Origin of the sequence: Alcaligenes sp. PF14 (assembly GCF_037150615.1) — a bacterium.
In the GTDB taxonomy this organism is placed as follows: domain Bacteria; phylum Pseudomonadota; class Gammaproteobacteria; order Burkholderiales; family Burkholderiaceae_B; genus Alcaligenes; species Alcaligenes phenolicus.
This window is the reverse complement of sequence record NZ_JBAGRS010000006.1, coordinates 128599-151540: the sequence shown is the minus strand read 5'-3', so window position 1 is coordinate 151540 and position 22942 is coordinate 128599. Positions and strand designations below refer to the sequence as shown.

Sequence of the window (22942 nt, the reverse complement as noted above, 5' to 3'; positions counted from 1 at the left end):
AACGCTTCCTCACCCCTGCAGCCATGCCCAAACACAGCTTTCCAGGTGGCATCACAAAGCACCATGGCGCGGCGGGCGCACTCCATTCAGGGCGTAATTGCCAATGGCGTGGTACTTCCAGCGCACCGGGTCATGCAAGGTATGGACTCGGGCGTTACGCCAGTAGCGATCCAGCCCATGCTGGGCCTGCGTAGCGCTGGTGCCTGCCAGTTCAAATAACTTGCTGCCTGCCAGCACACTGGCACTGGTCGCCAAAGCCTTGGCCTGCGCAACGGCAATGGAGGCCTCAGCCACGCTGTCCTCATCCGGTGCTTGCTGGGCGGCGTCCACAAAGCGGGCGGCGCGGGCCAGTAGCGCTTGCGCGGCACGCAAACGCACATGCACATTGCCCACCTCCTGCAGCAGCAAGGGGTCCTGTGCGGCGCTGTCCACGCCAGCGGTAATCCAGGGGCGGCTGTGCTCGCGGATAAAGGGCAAGGTGGCCGCAAAAGCCCCTTGGCCTATGCCCAAATCCAGTGCTGCATGGATGATCTGGGCATAGGGGCCAATGGTGGTCGGACGCTCGAAGGAATCCGTGAACGGCACAACCCATTGCGGCTGCACAGGAACACGCGTGAACTCCACCGACCCACTGCCTGTGACACGTTGGCCAAAGCCGTCCCAATCGTCTGTCAGCGTGACGCCTGCAGCCCCACGCGGTACAAAAACCAGATACAGGCGGCCATCATCAGGCGAGGTCGTCAGCGTGGGAATCCAGTGTGCAAACAGCGAGCCCGTGCAATAGAATTTGCGGCCATCCACAAACCAGCCATCGGGTTCTTTCAGCAACTGCGTGCGACGGACAAAGTCCTTCTTGCCGATCTCTGCCAATGCATTGCCAAAGCGTTTGCCTTGCAGCACTTGATCGTAGAAAAAGGCTTTTTGCTCGTGCGTCGCCCCCACGCGCAACACTTCCAACGCGTAATAGTGGTTTTGCGGGATATGGCCAAAGTTGCCATCGGCCTTGGCAATGCGCTGCACGACACGGGTGAGCACATCGGCGGAAACGCCCGCGCCGCCGTATTCTTTGGGGACCGTAATGCCCCATAAGCCACTTTGACTGAATTGCTCCACCTCTCGATGCGGCAAGATACGGTCGCGATCACGCTCCAGCGCATCCTGGGCAATGGATTGTGCAAACTGCTCGGCGGCTTGCAGCGCTTCGGCCTCGGACTGGATGATGTGTACGGATGTAGAAAGCTGTGTTGTCATGGCCTCAGTTCCATTGGTGATAAGACGGCGAGGCGCCATTGAGCAGGTAATTACCCAGCAAGTGATATTTCCAGCGCACCGGGTCATGCAAGGTGTGCACGCGGGCGTTGCGCCAGTGGCGATCCAGATTATGAGCCGCACGGGTGGACGACGAGCCGGCCAAGGCAAAGAGCTGTTCGCTGGCATTCAAGGCGGCTTCCGTCGTCAGGATTTTGGCCTCGGCAACAGCCACGGAAGCACGGGCGCTGCTGTCTGCATCCACGGGCTTGGCGGCCAACTCATCCAGCAAACGCGCTGCCTCCAGCAAAACTTCCTGAGCGGCATCCACCTCAATCTGCAAGGCCCCGACTTCCTGAATGATATGAGGGTCCTGCGTGGCACTGGCCACACCCGAATCGGTCCAGGGGCGCGCACGATTACGGACAAATTCCAGTGCATCCTGCAAGGCCCCCTGAGCGATACCGGCATCAATACTGGCTTGAATCAGTTGAGAAATAGGACCCGACAGGGAAGGCTTGTCCACAAAACGCCAGCTTTCCAGCACATGGTCTTCCTCGACCAGGACCTGCTCGAACACCACACTGCCACTGGCGGTGGTGCGTTGCCCAAAAGCGTTCCAGTCATCAATCACCTGCACGCCGGGCGCATCACGACGCACCCAGACCTGTACGCCACGGCCTTGCTCATCCGCAGCCCGGAAAGGAATCCAATGGGCGAACAAGGCCCCGGTTGAATAAAAGCGTGTGCCGCTAACGCACAAGCGGCCATCCGCTGCCCGAGCAAGATGGGCAGTGATGTCGGTAATCACCGCTGCCTTGCCCTTTTTTTCCGGCCCGCCATTACCTAAACGCGCGCCTTGCAGCACCGCCTTGAACCAACGCTGCTTTTGAGATTCAGTGCCGGTGTCTTGCAGGTTCTGGATCAGCGCGAAATGGTTTTGCGGGATCTGCCCCAGAGAAGGGTCAGCCGCGCTGATGATGGCAAAAACCTGTACCAGCGTTTCATTGGAAACTTCCAGGCCGCCATAGGCTTTGGGAATAGTGATGGTACCCAAGCCGCTGGCGGTATAGCGCTCTATCTCGTCCCAGGGAAGCTGGCGCAGGCGATCGCGCTCGGCAGCAGTTTGGGCAAATTCAGCAGCCAATTGCCGGGCAATGGCGAGGGCTTCGGCTTCACTGCCAATCACATGCGGCTGTTGGGGGGGCAAGGGCAGACGCGGCTTTGCAGATGCTTGGGGCAAAGCTCCGCCCTGAGTAATCCGATCATTCATACGGCACTCTTTTCAATGACTAAAAACGGTAGGGATAGACGCAGCTTCCAGCACCTGCGTCACGGCTCAAGACAGGTCGTTCGAGCAAATAAAAAACATCACATTCGTTGCCAAGGCGACGCCACTACGTGCGCCAGCCCTTGGCTGAACTCGGATCAACGTGCGCGCAGCCACTGCACGTAGCGGTCGCCGGCAAACTGCACCACAGTCACTAAAGCAATCAACACGGCAATCACGATCAACATCACCTGCGTGTCAAAACGCTGATAGCCATAGCGGATTGCCAAGTCACCCAGGCCACCGGCACCAACTGCACCCGCCATGGCAGACGAGCTGATCAAAGCCACGATAGTGATGGTGAAACCACCCACAATGCCGGGCAGCGCCTCGGGCAAGTAGACATGGCGCACGATGTCCCACTTCTTGCAGCCCATGGCTTGAGCCGCTTCAATCAGGCCGGAGTCCACCTCGCGCAGGCTGACCTCGGCAATACGGGCAAAGAAAGGCGTGGCGCTAATCGCCAAGGGCACAATGGCCGCCCACACCCCAATCGTGGTGCCTGCCAGCAAGCGCGTGAAAGGAATCAGCGCAACCAGCAAAACAATGAAGGGCGTGGCCCGGAAACCATTGACCACGCTACCCACCGCCCGGTTGATCTTGGGCGACTCCCAAAAACCATGGGGGGCCGTCACAATCAAGAGCACCGCCAGCGGAATACCGGCCAGAAAGGCAATGCCCCCCGACACGCCCACCATCATCAGCGTGTCCAGAAAAGCCTGCCAATAACGCTCAGCGGGGATACTCAGATTCCACAACATATCCAATGTCCTCAATGTGATGCGCGATGGCCGCCGGGCCTTGCGTCAGGGATTTCAAATCGGGCAGGCTTACATGCCCCTCAATGGCGACCAGCAAACGCCCATGCGCATGGCCCTGGATGCGGTCCACGCCGCCATGCACCAGCTGCGGCTGGCCGGGCAGGCTGCGGGCAATGCGCAGCAAATCCGGCTCCCAGCCACCTTCGCCGCTATAGCTCAATTGCAGGATGCGGCTGTACGTGCCAGTTTTAGGAGGCTGCTGTACCAGACGTGCCTGCAAGTCCTCCGGCAGTGTGTGCTGCAAGGGGGCCAGCAGCGCCTTGGTGGCGTCATGCTGCGGTTTGCCAAACACACGCCAGACCTCGCCCAGTTCGGCAATGCGGCCTTTTTCCAGCACCAGCACGCGGTCGGCAATTTCACGGATCACGCTCATCTCGTGCGTAATCAGCACGACGGTAATGCCCAGGCGGCGGTTAATGTCCTTGAGCAAACTCAGAATGGATTGCGTGGTCTCCGGGTCCAGCGCCGAAGTGGCTTCGTCACACAGCAAAATCTCCGGGCCGGTTGCCAAGGCGCGAGCAATGCCCACGCGCTGCTTTTGCCCACCCGACAAACGACTGGGATAGGTATCGGCCTTATCTTGCAAGCCGACCAGTTGCAGCAGTTCCTGAACACGCTGAGCAATGTCTTGTGCCGACACCCCGGCCACCTTCAAGGGCAAAGCCACGTTCTCGTACACCGTTTTGGCAGACAACAAATTGAAGTGCTGAAAAATCATGCCAATGCGGCGACGCAGCTGCACCAGTTCCGATTCATTCAAGCGGGCAATATCCACGCCATCCACCAGTACCTGGCCGCTGCTCGGGCGCTCCAGCCGGTTGATGGTGCGCAGCAAGCTGGATTTACCCGCGCCGCTACGGCCAATAATGCCGAAGATGCTGCCTGGCGCGATGTCCAGATCAATGTCCTGCAAGGCAGGCACGGCGCCTGCCGAGGACTGATAGATTTTGGACAGATTACGGAAGGCCACGCTGCCCGCCTTGACGACGCTGGGCTGCTGTTCCAGTTCCGCTTTGACAGACGCACTGGCCTTGTGAACCTCGCGCTGTCCTGCGGCCTGTTCGGCGGTGTCCCGCAGCTCGTCCAAATTACGCCGTAGCGCTGATGTGTATGCCATATCACTTGCTCGCTGTGCTGCTGCCTTGCCAGGGCAAGGTGTACAGATGGGGGTTGTGATCAAAGCGGTCTGCAATCGTGTTGCGTACCGCCTGCGACTGCTGGAACAGCTCCACGAACTGTTTCAGGGCAGGGTCGTTGACGCGATCTTTGCGCGTAACAAAACCCATTGCATAAAAGGTGTCGGCAATGCCGGAATAGACCAGGGCCTTGCCCGCATCCGCCTTGCGGCCAGCGCTGACGAAATAGCTGGGCCAGACTACGGCCAAATCCACATCCGGCAAGGAATGGATCAGTTGCGGGCCTTCAATTTCCACCAGCTTGAGCTGCTTGGGGTTGTCCAACACATCATTGACCGTGGCTCCGGTATCCAGACCATGACGCAAGGTGATCAGGCCCGCTTTTTGCAGCAGCAACAGGCCACGGCCCTGATTGACTGGATCATTCGGCAAGGACACGGTTGCCCCCTTGGGCACCTGCTCCAAAGATTGGTACTTGTTCGAGTACAAGCCAATGTTTTGCAGCAAGCCCAGACCAATCAATTCCAGGTCGTAACCACGCTCTTTGATGGCATTGTTGAGAAAGGCTTGGTGCTGGAAGAAATTCACATCAATATCGCGGTTATTGACGGCCTCATTGGGCAGCGTCCAATCCGTAAATTCCACCAGCTGAATATCCAGACCCTGCTTCTTGCCTTCCGGGATCAGCGCTTGCACCGCATCCGAGGTTGCACCGGGAATGGAACCCACTTTGATCACGGCGGCAGAGCTGCTGAACGGCAGGGCAGCGGCAAACAGAATGCCCAGCGCCCAACGCTGCAGACGAGAGGAGAAGATCGCAGCCATTATTTCGCCCCTCCTTGTGCATTCAGCCAGGCCAGGGTGTAGAGGCGTTCGTCGTTATTGAATGCCGCACGCGACACGTCACGTACAGACTGCGAGTTTTGATAGATGGAAATGAACTTTTGAATGACAGGATCGTTGGTACGGTCCGCTTTCACCACGAACTGAATGGCAAACTGCGCATCTTCAATACCGGAGTAGGCCAGACCACTGGAAGGATCAAAGGCTTTGGCCGCCACGATGAAATGCGGATAGCCCTGGGCAATATCCACATCACCCGTAATACGCACCAGCTGCGGGCCTTCTACTTCCACAAAGCTGAGCCTTTTGGGGTTCTCCACAATGTCATCCAGGCTGCCCAGATAACCGACCTCTGGCTTGAGCTTGATCAACCCGACTTTTTGCAGCAAGAGCAGACCACGCCCCTGGTTCACGGGGTCGTTGGCAATGCCTACCTTGCCGCCCTGAGGGACCTGGTCCACCGCCTGATGCTTGAGCGAATACACTCCCACATTGGCCAAAATACCCGTGCCCGCGCTGGCCAGCTTGTAGCCGTTTTTCTCGATGGCGTTCTTCAGGAAAGGCTGATGCTGGAAGTAATTGATATCAATATCGCCGTTATCCACCGCCACATTGGGCGTGGTCCAGTCGGTGAACTCGATCACCTCGACATTAATGCCTTGGGCCTTGGCATCCTGGGCCGCGGCATTGATGGAATCGGCATAGGCGCCCGGCACCACACCAATGCGTAAAGAATCGGCGGCAATGGCCGGAGAAACAGCCAGCACAAGGGCACTAGCTACGATGAGTTTGGACAGTTGCTGGAGCATGGTAAACAGTGCCTCACGGGGTGGGCCTGCGCTTGCAGGCAAATCTTGGAAGCTTCTATTACATCGACTCCATTCTCCTGACACCACAACAGAACAATCATTTACTTATGCTGGCTAACTGCTGGATGAAATTACCTCAAGTTATTGATATTTATATTATTTTTGAAAATAAACTAAATACTGCCAACGATGGCATTTGTGATATTTCATGCGCGTTTCAAGTTAGCCGTGGGAGTGCAAGAACAGGAGTCAAAAATGGTTTTTTGCCGTCCTCCGCGCAATTTTTCCAAACTTATATCAAGTAACTTAACTTATAATTAACTTATATTTTGTCCATGAACTCGATATTTTGGACACCCAAAGCCGCCAAACAACTGCGCAAGATCGACAGGCAACACCAGGGCGCTATCCGCGACGGTGTCGGCAACTTGGCTGACATGCCCAATTGCTCCGGATCGCAGAACATCAAAGCGCTGACGAATCACCAGTATGGCTATCGCCTGCGCATCGGAAACTATCGCGTCCTGTTTGATTGGGACGTAGAGATAAGAATTATCGACATCCAGGAAGTGAGAAAGCGCGATGAACGCACGTACTAATATTCAGATCATCAATGGCCCGGACGGCAATCCCGCTTTTGTCGTGATTCCCTACCAGGACTACATCGCCAGCCAGACCCAAGACGGCGGGCTGATCCCCCACGCCGTCGTCAGCAGCACGATCGACGGTGCAACACCGGTTCGGGCATGGCGTGAACACCTTGGGCTGACACAGGCAGAGCTGGCCGCTCGTCTGGGTATCAGCCAATCTGCCTATGCACAGCAGGAAAGCAGCGAACGACTGCGAAAAAGCAGCCTGGAGCGCATTGCAGCTGCGCTTGGGATTACACCTGAGCAACTCGACTTCTAAGCCAGGAACGGCAGCTTGCAGGTCCCCTCCAAGCCGCCAGACCCGCAGGGCTACAAAAATTCAAAGACCAAAAAAAATCCGCCCGAAGGCGGATTTCTTTACAGCAAGCTGGCCGCTTAGCCGCGAACCTTGACCAGGATTTCGTCCAGCCAGGCCAACATCAGGTCGATTTCGTCGGCCGTGATGTTCAGGGCTGGCATGAAACGCAGCAGGTTAGGACGTGGCGAGTTCAGCAACATGCCTTCTGGAGCGCGGTCGCGAGCAGCAGCGACGATTTCCGGGCCGTCGTCCTGATCCAGGATCAGAGCACGCAACAGGCCTTCACCACGCTCACCGTTCATGCCCCACTTGGCGCTGATGGCCAGCAGGCCTTCGGACAGTTGCTTGGCGCGAGCGTTGACCGAATCCAGGAAGCCAGGAGCAGCCAGTTCGTCGAACACGGCCACGCCAGCAGCGGTCATCAGGGGGTTACCGTTGTAAGTACCGCCCTGGTCGCCTGGCTGGAAGCAGGATACTTCTTCGCGGGCACACAATGCCGACAGAGGCACGCCGCCACCAATGCCTTTACCCAGGGTCATGATGTCAGGACGGATGCCCGAGTGTTCGTAGGCAAACATGGTGCCAGTACGGCCCATGCCGGTTTGCACTTCGTCCACGATCAGCAGCAATTTGTGCTCGTCGGCCAGAGCGCGCAGTCCCTTCATGAATTCCACGGTCGCGGGAATAACACCAGCCTCGCCCTGTACGGGTTCGAGCATGATGCCCACGGTTTGATCGTCGATCAGCGCGCGCACGGATTCCAGATCATTCAGTTTGGCTTTAGGAAAGCCGTCGACCTGAGGGGCGAACATGCGATCCCAGCCGGGTTTGCCGGACAGGGACATGGTGGCCAGGGTACGGCCATGGAAAGAGTGCTCAAAAGAAATGATCTTGTAAGCGTTGTTCTTGTTGATCTGACCCCATTTGCGCGCCAGCTTGATGGCGCCTTCGTTGGCTTCGCCACCACTGTTGGCAAAGAACACGCGATCAAAGCAGGAGTGTTCCACGATGCGTTTGGCCAGCTCGATAGAGGGCTCGTTGTAGAACGCAGGCGAGGGGTTGATCAATTTGGACGCTTGTTCGGTGATCGCCTTGATCACGTTGGCAGGGCTGTGGCCCAGCGCGTTCACGGCCCAGCCCTGGACGGTGTCCAGGTATCGCTTGCCGTTGTGATCTTGCAGCCAGGAACCTTCTCCTCGCACAAAGACCAACTCCGGACGCTGGGTAATTTCCATTAATGCACGTACACCGGCCCGATCGAATTCCATAACGGCAAACCTTGATGAAAATGAAAGAAGAAAAAATAAACCAGCCCGGCGGCTGGACAATTAATTCTAACGCAGCACACCCCCAGCAGGACGCTTATGCCTGGGACAATGGCCATCTGGCCGTGGATTGTCCCTTTTCTGGTACACATCCGCGCCCTGGCAGGCGCCAAAGCGTTTTAAGCCTGAAATCTTTGCACGGTATCGGGGTGGGAGTCGCCGGGACGCGTTTGTATAAAACCTGTCATCCAAGCAGCCTTCCAAAGATCTGCCTGCCTAAAACAAACCGTCCAGATCCAGTTGACGAGGCTGCTCCTGCGGCATTTCACTGATGGGCAGCAGAGCGCTGGCTTTCACACCCAGCAGGCGCAGGCGTCTATCCAGCACGGCGCGTTTCAGATTCTGGCGGGCGGCGGCCAAAATGGCATCCGCCGCCAGCACGGGAGCGGGCAGGGACAGGTCGCGCGTCACGGTTTTGAAGTCCTCGAACTTCAGCTTGATGCCTATGGTTTGGGCGCACATGGCGGATTTGCGTAAATCCTGCTCCAGCTTTTCACACAGGGACTCCAGCACGGCAGACAGGCGGGACCGATCCATGCGCACGTGCAGATCACGCTCGAAGGTGGTTTCACGACTGATGGATTTAGGCGTGCGGTCGGTGGATAAGGGGCGCTCGTCCTGGCCTTGAGCCACGGCCATCAGCCATTGCGCGTAGCGCAGGCCAAAATGTTCCTGCAATTTTTCTGCAGGTGTGGCGGCCAGTTCCCCGATCTTCTGAATGCCCATTTCCGTCAGTTTCACGACCGACTTGGGACCAATGCCATTGATCTTGCCCACAGCCAGCGGCCAGATGCGGGTAGGCACATCGTCCATGGTCAGCACACAGGCCCCATTGGGCTTGTTCAGTTCCGAGGCAATTTTGGAGAGCAATTTGTTGGGAGTGATGCCTACCGAACAGGTCAGGCCCGTAGCCTGGTTCACGGCTTGTCGGATCTGCTCAGCCAGCTCGTGACTGTCTTCGGTTTTATGGCTAAGGTCTACATAGATCTCGTCGATACCCCGATCCTCGATATGGTCCGAGACCGTGGCTACGGCCTGTTTAAACAAGCGCGAATAATGGCGGTAAGCTTGAAAATCGGCAGGCAGCAAGATGGCATCGGGGGCCAGTTGGGCCGCCTTCATTAAACCCATGGCCGAGAACACACCCAGCTGACGCGCTTCATAGGTCGAAGTCGTGGCCACCCCGCGCCCAACATAATCGGCCAGACGGGCATGTTGCCAGCTGCCATCGGGCAATTGCCTGGGCGCATCAGCACTGCGCCCGCCAATCACCACGGGACTGCCGCGCAAATGCGGGTAGCGCAACAGCTCCACCGAGGCATAAAACGCATCCATATCCACATGAGCGATACGCCGCTCCAGAGGTTTTTCTTCTTGTGCCGCCACCTTGATCAGCCTGTTAACTGTATATATGTACACCATTATAGCGACAAGTCAGCGGTGCACCGAGAGCCACTGAATAAGCGCCGGGATGATATAAATCACTAAACATCATTAAGCTGACAGCAGGCTGAAACTACGTATTGAATCGGCAGCAAGCGCCCGGTTACTATGCAGCCTCTCTATCAGCGACACCAAGCACCCCAACAGGAGGTTTTCATGAAAAAAACAGTATTGGCTGCTGCGCTGGCAGCTCTGGTCGCCCTGCCCTTGGTGGGCCACAGCAAAACGCTTACCTGGTCCAGCCAGGGCGACTTCATGACGCTGGACCCACACGCACAGAACGAAAACCTCACGATTACAGGCAGCATGTATGTCTATGAGGCGCTGGTGGACTACGACAAGGATTTCCAGATTGTGCCCAGCCTGGCCACGGCCTGGGAACAACGTGAACCTACAGTGTGGCGCTTTACGCTGCGCGAAGGGGTGAAATTCCACGATGGCGCTCCCTTTACCGCCGATGACGTGGTGTTCTCCATTCAGCGCGCCATGGCCCCTACGTCCAACTTCAAGGCCTACGTGAACGGCATCGTCAAGGCTGAAAAAGTGGACGACAAGACGGTGGACATCATCACCGCCGCGCCCAACCCGGTTCTGCTGCGCCAATTGACCAGTGTGTTCATCATGAACAAGGCCTGGTCGGAAAAGAACAATGTCACCCAGCCTCAGGACTTCAACAAGAACGAAGAAACCTACTCGGCTCGCAACACCAACGGTACCGGCCCTTACAAGCTGAAGTCGCGTGAAGTGGACGTGCGCACCGTCTTTGTCGAAAACGAAGAATGGTGGAACAAGGGCAACAAGGTGGGTAACGTCACCGAAGTGATCTACGTCCCGATCAAGCAGAACGCCACCCGTACCGCCGCCTTGCTATCGGGCGAAGTGGACCTGGTTCTGGACCCGCCTGCGCAGGACTTGCAGCGTCTGCGCCAGCAAACCAAGATTGTGGAAGGCAACGAGTACCGCACCATCTACCTGGGTCTGGACCAAAAGAATCCGGAACTGAAGTACAGCAGCATCAAGGGCAAGAACCCCTTTGCTGACCAGCGTGTGCGTGAAGCCCTGTACGTGGCCATCGACATTGAAGCCATCAAGAAAGCCGTGATGCGCGGTTCTTCCGCCCCCACCGGCACCATGGTGGCCCCTCAGGTTCACGGCTACACCAAGGAATTGGCCCAGCGCCTGCCTTACAGCCAGGACCGCGCCAAGGAACTGCTGAAAGAAGCCGGTTACGACAATTCCCTGACCTTCACCCTGGATTGCCCGAACGATCGCTACATCAACGATGAAGCCATCTGCCAAGCCATTGTGGGCATGTGGGCCAAAGTCGGCGTGAAAGCCAACCTGAACGCCATGCCGCGCGCCACCTACTTCCCCAAAGTTCAGAGCTACGACAGCAGCGCCTACATGTTTGGCTGGGGCGTTCCGACCTTTGATGCGCTCTACACCCTGCAAAGCCTGATGCACAGCAAGGGCGAGGGCGCTGACGGCTCCTTTAACTTCGGTAACTACGAAAACGCCGAAGTGGACGCCTTGATCGACCAGATCAAGACCGAAACCGACACCGCCAAGCGCGATGCGGCCATCCACAAGGTTCTGGAAATTCATGCCAAGGAAGTGGGCCACATTCCCCTGCATGACCAGATCATTCCTTGGGCCATGGCCAAGAAGGTCAACGTGATTCATCGTGCGGACAACCGCATGCTGGCCCAATGGACCACCATCGACTAAGTTGTTTTCATACCCCAGCCCCGCCTCCGTGCGGGGCTGGTTCCCATTACGCTGTAGTCATCCGTTTCTACACCAGCCCCCTTGCCGGGCCCTTTTTACACATTAAGGACGACACTGGTCGCGAGTGATCCTCGCGCTCTACCAGGAGACCGCCTATGCTGGTATTTATTATTCGCCGTCTGATCCAGGCTGTTCTGGTGATGCTGACGGTCAGCCTTCTGGCTTTTGTGCTGTTCCGCTACATTGGTGACCCGGTCACCATCATGCTGGGACAGGACGCCACCGAACAAGATCGCGTGGAACTGCGTGCCAGCCTGGGGCTGGACCAACCCGCTCCCGTGCAATTCGGACGCTTTGTATCCCAGGCCGTACAAGGCGAATTTGGCCTGTCCCTGCGGCAAGCCCAACCGGTTTCCACGCTACTGAAAGACCGCCTGCCTGCCACGGTAGAGCTGTCCGTGGTGGCCGCCATACTGGCCTTGCTGATAGGCCTGCCGCTAGGGGTGTACACCGCCTTGAAGCGCAATGGGTTCATGGCGCAGAGCATTCTGGCCTTTTCATTGCTGGGGATCTCTCTGCCCACCTTCCTGATCGGTATCTTGCTGATCCTGATCTTCTCCGTGCAATTGGGCTGGCTGCCCAGCTATGGCCGGGGCGAAGTCCTGAAGTTTGGCTGGTGGAGTACCGGCCTGCTTAGCTGGGACGGGATCAAGCATTTGATCCTGCCCGCCATCACGCTCTGTTTGTTCCAGCTCACGCTGATCCTGCGTCTGGTGCGCTCCGAGATGCTGGAAGTACTGCGCGCCGACTACATCAAATTTGCTCGTGCCCGTGGCCTGTCGCAACGCGCCATCCACTTTGGTCACGCCCTTAAAAACACCATGGTGCCGGTTATCACCATCACGGGGCTGCAACTGGGCGGCATCATCGCCTTTGCCATCGTGACGGAAACCGTTTTCCAATGGCCGGGCATGGGTCTGCTGTTTATCCAGGCCGTGCAATTTGCCGACATCCCCGTGATGGCGGCCTATCTCTGTCTGATTGCCCTGGTATTTGTTGTGATCAACCTGCTGGTAGACCTGCTGTACTTCCTGGTCGATCCACGTCTGCGCACCCAATTGTCGGGCGCCAAGGGGCACTAATATGTTCGCTAAATTGAAAACCGCCTGGGATAGCGATCTGGTCTGGTCCTGGCGCCACTCTCCCGTCGCCATTGCGGCCACCATCATGGCCTTGCTGCTGTTTATCGGCGCGCTGGGTGCCCGCTGGGTGGCTCCTTACGATCCCTTCGATCTGACCTCCATCGACCTGATGGATGCCTTGCTGGCCCCGGCCTGGTCGGAAAACGGTTCACCCCAATACTGGTTGGGAACAGACAGCCAGGGCCGTGACCTGTATTCGGCCCTGTTGTACGGGACGCGCACCTCCTTGCTGATCGGTCTGGCCTCGGTAGCCCTGTCCATGGTGGTCGGCATTGTGCTGGGCCTGCTGGCCGGTTACTCCGGTGGCCGTGTGGATGCCTTCATCATGCGTGTGGCCGATGTACAGCTGTCCTTCCCGGCCATCCTGATTGCCTTGCTGATCGACGGTGTAGCCCGTGCCGTGTTCCCCTTGAACATGCACGATGTGGTCGCCTTTCCGGTGCTGATCGGAGCGATTGCGTTGGCCGGTTGGCCGCAATATGCCCGTACCGTGCGCGGCTCCACGCTGGTGGAGAAAAACCGTGAGTACGTGCAGGCTGCCCGCGTCATTGGCGTGTCTTCGCCGCGCATCATGTTCAGTCATGTGCTGCCCAATGTGATGGGCCCCGTGCTGGTGCTGGCCACCGTGCATCTGGCCACCGCCATCATTACCGAAGCCACGCTGTCCTTTCTGGGCGTCGGCGTTCCGGCAACCTCACCCTCTCTGGGCACCCTGATCCGGATCGGTAACGACTTCCTGTTCTCGGGCGAATGGTGGATCACGATTTTCCCTGGCCTGATGCTGGTGCTGCTGGTGCTGTCGGTCAACCTCCTGGGCGACTGGTTGCGTGACGCCCTGAACCCCAAATTGAGCTAAGCCATGACTGCACTCTTAACTGTCCAAGACCTGTGTGTCGAATTCCCGACCCGGCGTGGTGTGCTCCAAGCCCTGGATCATGTGTCCTTTTCCATCGCCCCCGGCGAAGTGCTGGGAGTGGTGGGGGAGTCCGGTGCCGGTAAATCCCTGACGGGTTCCTCCATTATTGGTTTGCTCGATGCCCCCGGTCGCATCAGCGGCGGCCAGATTCTGCTGGAAGGCGAGCGCATCGACAATCTGAACCAGGACCAGATGCGCAAGATTCGTGGCCGCAAGATTGGCGCGATTTTCCAGGACCCGCTGACCTCGCTGAACCCGCTCTATACCGTGGGCCATCAACTGGCCGAAACCATCGTCACGCACCTGCCTCTGTCCTGGAAACAGGCACAGGAACGCGCCATCGAATTGCTGGAAGCTACCGGCATTCCGGCAGCGCGCGAGCGTATCGACCACTATCCGCACCAGTTCTCCGGCGGCATGCGCCAACGGGTGGTGATTGCGCTGGCCCTGGCGGCCGAGCCCAAGCTGATCGTGGCGGACGAACCCACCACGGCACTGGACGTGTCCATTCAGGCGCAGATTATCGACCTGCTGAAAAAGCTCTGTCGCTCGCAAGGCACCTCGGTCATGCTGATTACCCACGATATGGGGGTGATTGCGGAAACCGCCGACCGCGTGGCCGTGATGTACGCCGGTCGCATTATCGAGATCGGCCCTGTACAGGATGTGATCCAGAAACCCAGCCACCCTTATACCCGTGGCTTGATGCGTTCCATTCCCAATCTGCACGCGGGGCTGGAGCGTCTGGAGCAAATCCCCGGCAGCATGCCACGCTTGAACGCCATCCCGCCCGGCTGCGCCTTCAATCCGCGTTGTGATCGTCGCTTTGATCGCTGCCTGGTCGAACGCCCCGAGCTGATGCCTGTTCCCCCACAAACACAGGCGGCCTGTTGGCTGCATGCACAGGAGTCCGCATGAGCGCCCCTAAACAAGCCCTGGTCCAGGTCAAGGACGCTGCCTGCTGGTTTGATGTGTCCCCGCCCTTGCTGGAGCGCCTGGTCTACCGCAAACCCAAAGTAAACCTGCGCGCGGTCGATGGCGTCAGCCTCACCTTGAACAAGGGTGAAACCCTGGCCCTGGTAGGCGAATCCGGCTGCGGGAAATCCACCGTGGCCCGTTTGCTGACGGGCCTGTATTCGCTGACACGCGGCGAGATTCTGTTTGATGGCCAGTCCCTGAAAACCATGGACAAAGCCAGCCAGAAGGCCATGCGCAAACGCCGTCAGATGATTTTTCAGGACCCCTATGCCAGCCTGAATCCTCGTTGGCGCGTGGGCCGCATCATTGCCGAACCACTGGTCACCCACACGGACATGAGCCGCGCCCAGCAAGACGCCAAAGTGGCTGAGCTGCTGACGCAAGTGGGCCTGAACCCCAGCGACGCCCAGCGTTACCCGCACCAGTTCTCCGGTGGCCAGCGCCAGCGTATTTCCATTGCCCGTGCTCTGGCTCTGCAACCCGAATTCATCGTCTGTGACGAGCCCACCTCGGCGCTGGACGTGTCGGTGCAGGCCCAGGTCCTGAACCTGATGAAGGATTTGCAGCGCGAACTGGGGCTGACCTATCTGTTCATCTCACACAACCTGGCCGTGGTGCATCACGTGGCCGACCGAGTTGGCGTCATGTATTTGGGCCGGATTGTGGAAATTGCGCCACGCGACGATTTGTTCGCGCAGCCTCGCCACCCCTACACGCGCATGTTGCTGGGAGCCATTCCCGACATGAGCGGAGCGGGCAAAAGCCGCATCCCGGTCGCTGGTGAAGTGCCTAATCCACTGAACCCGCCATCGGGCTGTACCTTCCATCCACGCTGCCCGCTGGCCAATGATCGCTGCCGCCGCGAAGCCCCGGCTTTGCTGCAAACCGGGCCGCAAGAAGTGGCTTGTCATGCTGTAGAAGAAGGGCGCGATCAGGCCTGATCGCTTGCGATGCCAACAGTAAAACCGCCCACGGCAACTTGCCGAATGGGCGGTTTTTTCTGATAATTGAGAATTATTCTCAGTTCTCATTGCCCGATTCTCTACCATTTTTCTGGTCGAGCAGGCACCACTGGAACGCATCATGCACAATGCCGCCTTCTCACCCGACACGGAATCGCTCTACCGAAATTACCACGGCTGGTTGCATAGCTGGCTACGACGCAGGCTAGGTAATTCCTTCGATGCGGCCGATCTGGCCCAAGACGTTTTTGTCCGACTGCTGCAAAAACCCCGTCAATTCGGCAGCGAACCCGAAGCCCGTGTGTATTTGCGGCTCATGGCCAATGGCATGTGCGTGGACTTATGGCGACGCCGTCAGATTGAACAAGCCTGGCTGGAAGAGCTGGCCAACCGCCCGGCCGCCCTGGTTCCTTCTGCCGAACACCAGGCCCTGGTGCTGGAAGCCCTGCAAGAGATAGACAGCATGTTGCGCACCCTGCCTGCCAAAGTGGGCAATGCCTTTTTCATGGCCATGGCCGACGGCATGAGCAACCGGGAAATTGCAGAGGCGCTGGGCGTGTCCACACGCATGGTGCACCGATATCTTAGCCAGGCCATGCTGTGCTGCCTGAAACTGGAAGCCCGCCATACCGCCGCTGACATGCCCGTGCATCAGGCGTCCAGCCTGCCCGAGCCACGCTGATTGCCTGTACGCCCCCCTATGAGCACTTCCGAACTGCATCCCGACGATACGCTGGAGCCTTCATTTGACGCGCTGGAGCAGGCCGCCGAATGGTTTGCCCTGCTGCGCTCGGACGAGGCCTCGGCCCAGGACCGACAAAGCTGGCAAGGCTGGCTGGCCGCTCAGGCCGAGCATCGCAAGGCCTGGCAGTATGTAGAGCGCATCAGTGGCCGCTTTGAACCGATCCAAAGCAGCGACAGCCGCCAGGCTGCCGTCCAAAGCTATTGCCTGGCCAACCGACGAATGGGACGCCGCCGCCAATTGCTGCTGGGCCTGGGCACACTGGCAGGCAGCAGTTTGGGCAGTTGGCTGGCTTGGCAGCATACGTCCTTGCCCGGCACAGTAATGGCCTGGTCAGCCGAGCATCGCACCGCCCGTGGTGAAGTCCACCAACTGACTTTGCCCGATGGCTCTACCGTTTGGCTCAGCTCCGACACTGCAATGAACCACGACTACCGAGGCAATCAACGGCTGCTCTCCCTGGTTCAGGGTGAAATTCGGATCGATACAGCGGCCGATCCTGCACGGCCCTTTCTGGTCGAAACCCGTCAAGGCTTGCTGCGTGCCTTGGGGACACGCTTTACGGTGCGACTGGACGGTCAGGAAACTTTTCTGGCGGTGTATCAAGGCGCGGTACAGGTGGATACGGCAAACAAGCGCCAGCAGCACATTGTCCATGCCGGTCAGCAGACACAGCTTTCGCGTACCGAGATTGCGGCTACCACTGCTGTCCTGCCCGAGCGGCAAAGCTGGACCAAAGGCATCCTCGTCACCGACAACACACCCTTGATCGAGGTCGTGCGCGAATTGCAGCGCTATCGCGGCGGCCACCTTAGCGTTTCACCCGAGGCGGCCCAGCTGCCTGTGATTGGCAGCTATCCCTCCACCGATCCGGACCGGGCCTTGAGAATGCTGGAGGGGGTGCTGCCGATTCGCATCAAACGAACCCTGCCCTGGTGGGTCAGCATTGAACTTGCCGAGCACTGACCTTGATTCAGACACACATTCACGGGCATCAGCCGCCGTGCATGACAAGCCGGTTTACGGGCCTATTCAAGCGGCCCAATGCTTCAAACCGGCTATTTCCACTTTTCCGAGTTCCGCTTTTCCTTGGCGTGTTCGATATACCTGATGAGGGCATCGTTTTACCCGTCTCCTGGCACAAAACCAGAATCTGACCAGGACACACACAAACCGGCTCGCTCTCGCCGACTACACCGCTTCCAAGGAGCAGAATTCATCATGCCCGGCTATTCCCAGCCTGTCGCCCGCGGGGCGAACTCTTTTGGTGCCATGCACTTTTTCCGACCCGGTTTCAAACTAAGCCCCTTGGCCTGCGTGCTGCAACTCGCCCTGGCCAGCGGTGCATTGAGCCTGGCAAGCTGGCATCCTCAAGCCCACGCCCAAACCATCAATAGTGCGTCTGCCAAACAACAAAGCTACAGCATTCCAGCAGGCCCCTTGAGCACAGCGCTGGCTCGCTTTGCAAGCGCATCCGGCGTACTGGTCGCTGGAGCCGGTGAGCTGGCCAGGGACAGAAACAGCCCAGGCGTTTCCGGCACGTTTTCGCCCCAGGCCGCGCTGGATGCACTGTTGGCGGGTACTGGCCTGACTGCTATTGCCAGCTCGGATGGCAGCTACCATCTGCGCCAAGTCCCAGAGGCACCTGCCGGTGACGTCACCCAGCTGAGCACCGTAACCGTACGGGGACGACTCGATCCCAGAACCGAAGGCACAGGCAGCTACACCAACGCATCGGCAAGCTCGGCCACGCGCATGAACCTGTCCGCACGTGAAACCCCGCAGTCGGTCAGCGTGATCACGCGCCAGCGGCTCGACGACCAGGGTTTGCTCACGCTTAATGACGCACTCAAGCAGGCCACCGGCGTCAAGGTACAAGAAGGCGAAGTGCTGGGCACAACCTATCAGATCCGCGGCTTCTCGCTGGATACGGCACAGCTTGACGGCGTGCCTGTCTCGCTGGGTGCAGGCGGCTCGGAAGCGGCCGCCGACATGGCCATCTACGACCGTGTGGAAGTGGTACGCGGCGCGGCGGGTCTGTTGCAGGGGGCCGGCAACCCGGGCGGCACGCTCAATCTGGTGCGCAAGCAACCCACCCATGAATTTGCCGCCAGCGGCAGCGCGATGGTGGGATCGTGGAACAGCTACCGTGTGGAAGCCGACGTCTCCAGTCCGCTCAACCACAACGGCGATCTGCGCGGGCGGGTGGTGGCCGTGCACGACGACCGCGACTCCTTCGTGGATCACGTCAAGGAACGCAAGGAAGTGCTGTATGGCGTCTTGCAATACGACTTCACTCCCTCGATCACGGCCACCGTGGGGGTGGATCATCAGCGCACCAAGGGTACGCCCAACGGCACTGGCGTCGTCTTCTTTGACGATGGCGGCGATCTCGAACTGCCACGCAGCACTTACCTGGGTGCCAACTGGAACCACCGGGCCACCCACAGCACCACCGTGTTCGGCGACCTGACCTGGGAGATAGACAACGGCTGGCAGACCAAGCTGTCGGCCAACCGCCAGCACTACGACGTAGACACGGTGTTTCTGTCCGCCTCGGGCGCGGGCGTGGACCGCAACACGCACCAGGGCCCACTCCTGAACTACGCACGAGCCAGCAGCCTGAACCGCACCCAGACCAGCGTGGACCTGTACGCCTCGGGCCCATTCTCCTTACTGGGCCGCAAGCATGAGCTGGTAGTAGGTGCGAACATGCGCCGCAATCCCACCGAAACCGACCAGGTGCCGCTGCGTGAATACGCTAGCATTCGGCCCGATGTCTTTAACTGGGACCCCACCTCGCTGCCTCCGCCCAATATTGGGCCTTATGAATCGCGCACCGCCACCACCACCAAGCAGTCGGGCATCTATACTGCTGCTCGTCTAAGTCTTGCCGATCCGCTCACCTTGATCGTGGGTGGTCGTTGGAGCTGGTGGGACTACAGCAGCGACAGCACCAATCTGCTCACCGGCGCCAACACGGCCTCCTCGAGCTACAAGGTCAGTGGCGAGTTCACACCGTACGCCGGTCTGATATTCGATCTGAACGATAACTACTCGCTGTACGCCAGCTATACCGACGTGTTCCGTCCGCAAAACGCCATCGATCGCAACGGCTCCTTGCTCAAGCCCATCGTGGGTGCCAACTACGAGGCGGGTATCAAGGGTGAATTCCAGGATGGCCGCGTGCAGGCTTCGCTGGCGGCCTTCCGTATCGAAGAAACCAACCGCGCCCAGACCGATCTGGACGGCCCCAAACCGTGCCCCTACACCACCAGCGACTACTGCTCGATTGCCTCAGGCAAAGTGCGCAGCGAAGGGATTGAGGCGGAGTTGACAGGTGAACTGGCCCCAGGCTGGAATCTGACGGCTGGCTATACCTACAACACCACCAAGTACGTGAAAGATGCGGCCAACCAGGGCAAGCCCTTCAACACGCGCACGCCAGAACATATGTTCAAGCTCTTTACCTCTTACCGCCTGCCAGGCTCGTTGCGCCAGTGGACAGTGGGGGGTGGCTTCACGTGGCAGACCAAGTTCCTGTACGAAAACACGGCCGGCACGATCCGTATCGAGCAAAATCCTTACGCCGTGGCTGATCTGATGGTGCGCTACGACTTCACGCCCAAGGTTTCAGCCACCCTCAACCTGAACAACGTGTTCGACAAGAAGTACTACCGTTATATTGCCCACGAACGCGCCTACAACTACTACGGCGACCCACGCAACGTGATGCTGACACTGCGCGCCCAATATTGACGCTGAACGTGATGAACAAGGTACTCAAGCGCTCTGATCGCAGCGCTCTGGGTATCTTGTGGACTGACGATACGCGGCACTACGGCGCTGCACGAAACGCCATATTCAGGCTGGAGCGCCAGAAGTCATTGGGCCACGAACGGGCTAAAGCAAAAAACGCGGTGTTTGCTGCCAGAGGCAGTGAACACCGCGTTTTTCAATAAAGCCATCAGCGGGCCTGATGCGGCCCGGTGACATTCAATCAGTTCTGGTTCGCAGGCGCGAAATCGGCCAGGTGGCAGGACAGGATGTCGGCAATGGCACGATCATCCAGGCCACGGGAGCGCAGGTCTGCGGACAGGGCGTCCACATCCACACGAGCCAGTGAACGCTCGGCACCACGAGGGCGATCGTCGCGAACCACGCGGAAGTCGTAATCGCGCTGGGCGGTCTTGGCCACTTCGTAGTGCATGACTTCATCCACTTCGTTTTCCGGCGTGAAGGTCAGCACGGTAGGGCGCAGGGAATACAGGTCTTCGGAGTTCATCACGTATTCGGTTGCGCAGATGATGACGGTGTCGCCCTTTTGACAGGTACGGGCCGCCGCGCCGTTCAGGACCACACAGCGCGAGCCGGGTTCACCGAAGATCACGTAGGTAGAAATACGGGCGCCACTGTCCTTATTCCAGATTTCCACAAACTCCATGGGTAAAATGCCCGCTTGTTCGCAGATTTCAGGATCCAGTGTGATCGAGCCGTGATAGTTCAAGTCGGCACCGGTCACCTTGATACCATGCAGCTTGGCACGGACCACTTTTTTCATGACAACACTCTCTAGAAACAGGTCCCCTGTAACGGACACCTAAGCTTGGCTAAAACGCGGCTTGCGCTGCGCCCTTAGCCCGATCAGGGCTGCGGGAAAGACTGCATCATAAACCCAGAAATGCGCGCAAATCCGTTTAGACCCACAGATTTGTACGGGAAAACCACAGCATCAATGATTTGCCTGACGGCCAGTCTGTGCTGTAATCCCCTCTGCCGCGTCGCGCCGGTCTTTTTTATTTTCAATACGATACCGTTTTCCATGCCCAACCTGCTCATCGAGAATATTCACAAACGCTATGGTTCCCTGGAGGTCCTCAAGGGAGTCTCTCTCAGCGCGGAGCCGGGCGATGTTATCAGCCTGATCGGTTCCAGTGGTTCGGGCAAAAGTACGTTTCTGCGTTGCATCAACTTTCTGGAAACGCCCAATTCCGGCCGTATCGTCATCAAGGGCGAGGAACTGAAAACCCGTCTGGACCCCAAAACGGATGAACTGGTTGCGGTAGATAAACAACAGCTCAAGCGCCTGCGCACCAGCCTGGCCATGGTGTTCCAGCACTTCAATCTGTGGTCCCACATGACGGTGCTGGAAAACATTACCGCCACGCCCATTCATGTACAGGGCATGGACAAGGCGCAGGCCATTGCCAAAGCGGAGCTGTATCTGGACAAGGTGGGCCTGTCGCGCGATCTGGCCAAACAATACCCGGCCTTCTTGTCAGGCGGCCAGCAGCAGCGCGTGGCCATTGCCCGGGCGCTGGCGCTGGAACCTGAAGTGATGCTGTTTGACGAGCCAACCTCGGCACTGGACCCCGAGCGTGTGGGCGAAGTTCTGCGTGTTATGCAGAATTTGGCCGAAGAAGGGCGCACGATGGTGGTGGTTACGCACGAAATGAGCTTTGCTCGCAACGTCTCCAGCAAGGTGGTGTATCTGCACGAAGGTCAAATCGAGGAAGAAGGCCCGCCAGAAGAAGTGCTGGTGTCGCCACGCAGCCCCCGCCTGGCGCAATTCCTGGCAGCGGGCGGTTCGTCCAAAGGCTAAAAGGCAAAACCGCCCAAAGACTTCGGCCACACTCTGAGCAGACATAAAGCAAACGGCGCCTTGCGGCGCCGTTATGCATTTGCAACCATCCTAATGAAGCCGCCAACCAGCGGCTTCTGACTACAGCCCTGCTATCAGGACTTGGGACGTGGCATATCAAACAAGGCCAGGTCCGTAATCTCAAAGTAATCGCCAGGACCACCACCACGCAGAATCGGACGTGGGATCGCGGTACGGTAAATGCCGTCCACGATGCTGTTGGGCGACACATGCACGCCGACCACTTCACCCAGCACCATCCAGGTGTTCAGATCCTTGCCTTCCGAGTCTTTCAACTGAAAGTGCGTCGTCACCTTGCACTCCAGCGAGGCATGGCTCTCGCCCACGCGGGGGGCATCAATCAGGCGGGAATCCACAGGCGTCAGGCCCGCGACTTCAAACTCGCGCACATCTTGTTCCAGGCTGGTCATGTTCATGGGTTCGGCCAGATCACGGGTAGCCAGGTTCCAGGTAAAGACGCCGGTTTCAATTGCGTTGCGCACGCTGTCTTTGTAGCCCACGCTGGAAAAAGCGATGACAGGCGGGCGGTAGTTGAACACGTTGCAGAAGCTGTATGGAGCCAGGTTCAGCACACCTTCCTTGCTTTTGGTGCCAATCCAGCCGATGACACGGGGACCCACAATAGAACTGATCGGGTCGTGGCGCAGTCCATGGCCTTGTGTGGGTTCGTAGAAGTGAAAGTCTTTCTGCACGGTTCTCTCTGTTAATAAACACAACAAACTAAACGGGACTGCGGGAAATCCCGGTGGCCCACTGATATACTTTACAACTAAAATAAAGCCGCTGCAAACCGTTGAAACTCAAGGTTTTACGTATCCTTCCTGCCTTTCAGAACCATCTAGGCACATG

At 58.3% G+C, this 22942-nt stretch carries 23 protein-coding genes; 12 read left to right on the top strand and 11 right to left on the bottom strand.

Features of this window, described 5'->3' with window-relative positions:
• Positions 1–51 precede the first annotated feature (51 nt).
• The 6 genes from WFM49_RS14170 to WFM49_RS14145 all read right to left on the bottom strand — a co-directional run bounded on the left by WFM49_RS14170 (position 52) and on the right by WFM49_RS14145 (position 6187).
• Positions 52–1251, bottom strand: coding sequence for an SfnB family sulfur acquisition oxidoreductase (locus tag WFM49_RS14170; RefSeq protein WP_250756417.1), 1200 nt, complete (start codon positions 1249–1251; stop codon positions 52–54).
• A 4-nt stretch (positions 1252–1255) separates the two neighbouring features.
• Positions 1256–2521: an SfnB family sulfur acquisition oxidoreductase gene (locus WFM49_RS14165; protein ID WP_336973884.1), complete on the bottom strand. Its 1266-nt coding sequence runs from the start codon at positions 2519–2521 to the stop codon at positions 1256–1258.
• 155 nt (positions 2522–2676) lie between these two features.
• Positions 2677–3339, bottom strand: coding sequence for a methionine ABC transporter permease (locus WFM49_RS14160; protein ID WP_009461203.1), 663 nt, complete (start codon positions 3337–3339; stop codon positions 2677–2679).
• Positions 3311–4516 (bottom strand): methionine ABC transporter ATP-binding protein, encoded by a 1206-nt coding sequence (locus WFM49_RS14155; protein WP_336973882.1) that lies wholly within the window; start codon positions 4514–4516, stop codon positions 3311–3313. Before WFM49_RS14155 ends, WFM49_RS14160 begins: the two co-directional genes overlap by 29 nt.
• 1 nt (position 4517) lies before the next feature.
• Positions 4518–5360, bottom strand: a complete 843-nt coding sequence (locus WFM49_RS14150; protein ID WP_336973880.1) for a MetQ/NlpA family ABC transporter substrate-binding protein — start codon at positions 5358–5360, stop codon at positions 4518–4520.
• Positions 5360–6187, bottom strand: coding sequence for a MetQ/NlpA family ABC transporter substrate-binding protein (locus tag WFM49_RS14145; protein ID WP_336973877.1), 828 nt, complete (start codon positions 6185–6187; stop codon positions 5360–5362). Before WFM49_RS14145 ends, WFM49_RS14150 begins: the two co-directional genes overlap by 1 nt.
• Positions 6188–6195: 8 nt before the next feature.
• On the opposite strand from WFM49_RS14145, the gene WFM49_RS14140 reads away from it, so the two are divergent.
• The 3 genes from WFM49_RS14140 to WFM49_RS14130 are packed head-to-tail and all read left to right on the top strand — an operon-like array spanning position 6196 to position 7096.
• Entirely contained in the window at positions 6196–6492 is a 297-nt protein-coding gene (locus WFM49_RS14140; RefSeq protein ID WP_336973875.1) for a hypothetical protein, read from the top strand.
• Positions 6493–6522: 30 nt separating this feature from the next.
• Positions 6523–6786 carry a type II toxin-antitoxin system RelE family toxin gene (locus tag WFM49_RS14135; RefSeq protein ID WP_035269329.1) on the top strand — a complete coding sequence of 88 codons (264 nt, stop codon included), beginning with the start codon at positions 6523–6525 and terminating at the stop codon, positions 6784–6786.
• Positions 6770–7096: a helix-turn-helix domain-containing protein gene (locus WFM49_RS14130; RefSeq protein ID WP_250756412.1), complete on the top strand. Its 327-nt coding sequence runs from the start codon at positions 6770–6772 to the stop codon at positions 7094–7096. Before WFM49_RS14135 ends, WFM49_RS14130 begins: the two co-directional genes overlap by 17 nt.
• Before the next feature lie 116 nt (positions 7097–7212).
• Here WFM49_RS14130 and WFM49_RS14125 read toward each other — a convergent pair whose 3' ends face one another.
• Together WFM49_RS14125 and dinB are read right to left on the bottom strand one after the other, a co-directional pair.
• Positions 7213–8403: an acetylornithine transaminase gene (locus tag WFM49_RS14125; RefSeq protein ID WP_336973870.1), complete on the bottom strand. Its 1191-nt coding sequence runs from the start codon at positions 8401–8403 to the stop codon at positions 7213–7215.
• A gap of 273 nt (positions 8404–8676) precedes the next feature.
• Positions 8677–9846: a DNA polymerase IV gene (gene dinB, locus WFM49_RS14120; RefSeq protein ID WP_276607168.1), complete on the bottom strand. Its 1170-nt coding sequence runs from the start codon at positions 9844–9846 to the stop codon at positions 8677–8679.
• A 213-nt stretch (positions 9847–10059) separates the two neighbouring features.
• On the opposite strand from dinB, the gene WFM49_RS14115 reads away from it, so the two are divergent.
• From WFM49_RS14115 to WFM49_RS14080, 8 genes are all read left to right on the top strand, one after another.
• Entirely contained in the window at positions 10060–11631 is a 1572-nt protein-coding gene (locus tag WFM49_RS14115) for an ABC transporter substrate-binding protein (protein WP_336973867.1), read from the top strand.
• A 155-nt stretch (positions 11632–11786) separates the two neighbouring features.
• A complete protein-coding gene (locus WFM49_RS14110) occupies positions 11787–12773 on the top strand; it encodes an ABC transporter permease (RefSeq protein WP_009461210.1) in 987 nt (328 codons plus the stop codon).
• Between the two features lies 1 nt (position 12774).
• Positions 12775–13689, top strand: coding sequence for an ABC transporter permease (locus WFM49_RS14105; RefSeq protein ID WP_009461211.1), 915 nt, complete (start codon positions 12775–12777; stop codon positions 13687–13689).
• A 3-nt stretch (positions 13690–13692) separates the two neighbouring features.
• The gene (locus tag WFM49_RS14100; protein WP_250756410.1) at positions 13693–14667 is read left to right on the top strand and encodes an ABC transporter ATP-binding protein; all 975 of its coding nucleotides are present in this window, start codon (positions 13693–13695) and stop codon (positions 14665–14667) included.
• Positions 14664–15668, top strand: coding sequence for an ABC transporter ATP-binding protein (locus WFM49_RS14095; protein WP_336973863.1), 1005 nt, complete (start codon positions 14664–14666; stop codon positions 15666–15668). Before WFM49_RS14100 ends, WFM49_RS14095 begins: the two co-directional genes overlap by 4 nt.
• A gap of 142 nt (positions 15669–15810) precedes the next feature.
• A complete protein-coding gene (locus WFM49_RS14090) occupies positions 15811–16371 on the top strand; it encodes a sigma-70 family RNA polymerase sigma factor (RefSeq protein ID WP_035269335.1) in 561 nt (186 codons plus the stop codon).
• Positions 16372–16389: 18 nt separating this feature from the next.
• Positions 16390–17397, top strand: coding sequence for a FecR family protein (locus WFM49_RS14085; protein WP_336973862.1), 1008 nt, complete (start codon positions 16390–16392; stop codon positions 17395–17397).
• A 255-nt stretch (positions 17398–17652) separates the two neighbouring features.
• Entirely contained in the window at positions 17653–20190 is a 2538-nt protein-coding gene (locus tag WFM49_RS14080) for a TonB-dependent siderophore receptor (protein ID WP_336973860.1), read from the top strand.
• Positions 20191–20431: 241 nt separating this feature from the next.
• On the opposite strand, the gene panD is transcribed toward WFM49_RS14080, so the two are convergent.
• Together panD and WFM49_RS14070 are read right to left on the bottom strand one after the other, a co-directional pair.
• Positions 20432–20992 carry an aspartate 1-decarboxylase gene (panD, locus tag WFM49_RS14075; protein WP_250756405.1) on the bottom strand — a complete coding sequence of 187 codons (561 nt, stop codon included), beginning with the start codon at positions 20990–20992 and terminating at the stop codon, positions 20432–20434.
• 83 nt (positions 20993–21075) lie between these two features.
• Positions 21076–21255: a hypothetical protein gene (locus WFM49_RS14070; protein ID WP_021447139.1), complete on the bottom strand. Its 180-nt coding sequence runs from the start codon at positions 21253–21255 to the stop codon at positions 21076–21078.
• On the opposite strand from WFM49_RS14070, the gene WFM49_RS14065 reads away from it, so the two are divergent.
• Positions 21254–22033: an ABC transporter ATP-binding protein gene (locus tag WFM49_RS14065; RefSeq protein ID WP_009461219.1), complete on the top strand. Its 780-nt coding sequence runs from the start codon at positions 21254–21256 to the stop codon at positions 22031–22033. The two genes, WFM49_RS14070 and WFM49_RS14065, sit on opposite strands and share 2 nt — an antisense overlap.
• A 134-nt stretch (positions 22034–22167) precedes the next feature.
• On the opposite strand, the gene WFM49_RS14060 is transcribed toward WFM49_RS14065, so the two are convergent.
• On the bottom strand, positions 22168–22785 hold the full coding sequence (locus WFM49_RS14060) for a flavin reductase family protein (RefSeq protein ID WP_035269337.1): 618 nt from the start codon (positions 22783–22785) through the stop codon (positions 22168–22170).
• Between the last annotated feature and the right edge of the window lie 157 nt (positions 22786–22942).

Bases quoted from the DNA above. Each gene is read 5' to 3' on its own strand.
- WFM49_RS14170 (WP_250756417.1), bottom strand. From the start codon at position 1,251: ATGACAACACAGCTTTCTACATCCGTACACATCATCCAGTCCGAGGCC.
- WFM49_RS14165 (WP_336973884.1), bottom strand. From the start codon at position 2,521: ATGAATGATCGGATTACTCAGGGCGGAGCTTTGCCCCAAGCATCTGCA.
- WFM49_RS14160 (WP_009461203.1), bottom strand. From the start codon at position 3,339: ATGTTGTGGAATCTGAGTATCCCCGCTGAGCGTTATTGGCAGGCTTTT.
- WFM49_RS14155 (WP_336973882.1), bottom strand. From the start codon at position 4,516: ATGGCATACACATCAGCGCTACGGCGTAATTTGGACGAGCTGCGGGAC.
- WFM49_RS14150 (WP_336973880.1), bottom strand. From the start codon at position 5,360: ATGGCTGCGATCTTCTCCTCTCGTCTGCAGCGTTGGGCGCTGGGCATT.
- WFM49_RS14145 (WP_336973877.1), bottom strand. From the start codon at position 6,187: ATGCTCCAGCAACTGTCCAAACTCATCGTAGCTAGTGCCCTTGTGCTG.
- WFM49_RS14135 (WP_035269329.1), top strand. From the start codon at position 6,523: ATGAACTCGATATTTTGGACACCCAAAGCCGCCAAACAACTGCGCAAG.
- WFM49_RS14130 (WP_250756412.1), top strand. From the start codon at position 6,770: ATGAACGCACGTACTAATATTCAGATCATCAATGGCCCGGACGGCAAT.
- WFM49_RS14125 (WP_336973870.1), bottom strand. From the start codon at position 8,403: ATGGAATTCGATCGGGCCGGTGTACGTGCATTAATGGAAATTACCCAG.
- WFM49_RS14115 (WP_336973867.1), top strand. From the start codon at position 10,060: ATGAAAAAAACAGTATTGGCTGCTGCGCTGGCAGCTCTGGTCGCCCTG.
- WFM49_RS14110 (WP_009461210.1), top strand. From the start codon at position 11,787: ATGCTGGTATTTATTATTCGCCGTCTGATCCAGGCTGTTCTGGTGATG.
- WFM49_RS14105 (WP_009461211.1), top strand. From the start codon at position 12,775: ATGTTCGCTAAATTGAAAACCGCCTGGGATAGCGATCTGGTCTGGTCC.
- WFM49_RS14100 (WP_250756410.1), top strand. From the start codon at position 13,693: ATGACTGCACTCTTAACTGTCCAAGACCTGTGTGTCGAATTCCCGACC.
- WFM49_RS14095 (WP_336973863.1), top strand. From the start codon at position 14,664: ATGAGCGCCCCTAAACAAGCCCTGGTCCAGGTCAAGGACGCTGCCTGC.
- WFM49_RS14090 (WP_035269335.1), top strand. From the start codon at position 15,811: ATGCACAATGCCGCCTTCTCACCCGACACGGAATCGCTCTACCGAAAT.
- WFM49_RS14085 (WP_336973862.1), top strand. From the start codon at position 16,390: ATGAGCACTTCCGAACTGCATCCCGACGATACGCTGGAGCCTTCATTT.
- WFM49_RS14080 (WP_336973860.1), top strand. From the start codon at position 17,653: ATGCCCGGCTATTCCCAGCCTGTCGCCCGCGGGGCGAACTCTTTTGGT.
- panD (WP_250756405.1), bottom strand. From the start codon at position 20,992: ATGAAAAAAGTGGTCCGTGCCAAGCTGCATGGTATCAAGGTGACCGGT.
- WFM49_RS14065 (WP_009461219.1), top strand. From the start codon at position 21,254: ATGCCCAACCTGCTCATCGAGAATATTCACAAACGCTATGGTTCCCTG.
- WFM49_RS14070 (WP_021447139.1), bottom strand. From the start codon at position 21,255: ATGGAAAACGGTATCGTATTGAAAATAAAAAAGACCGGCGCGACGCGG.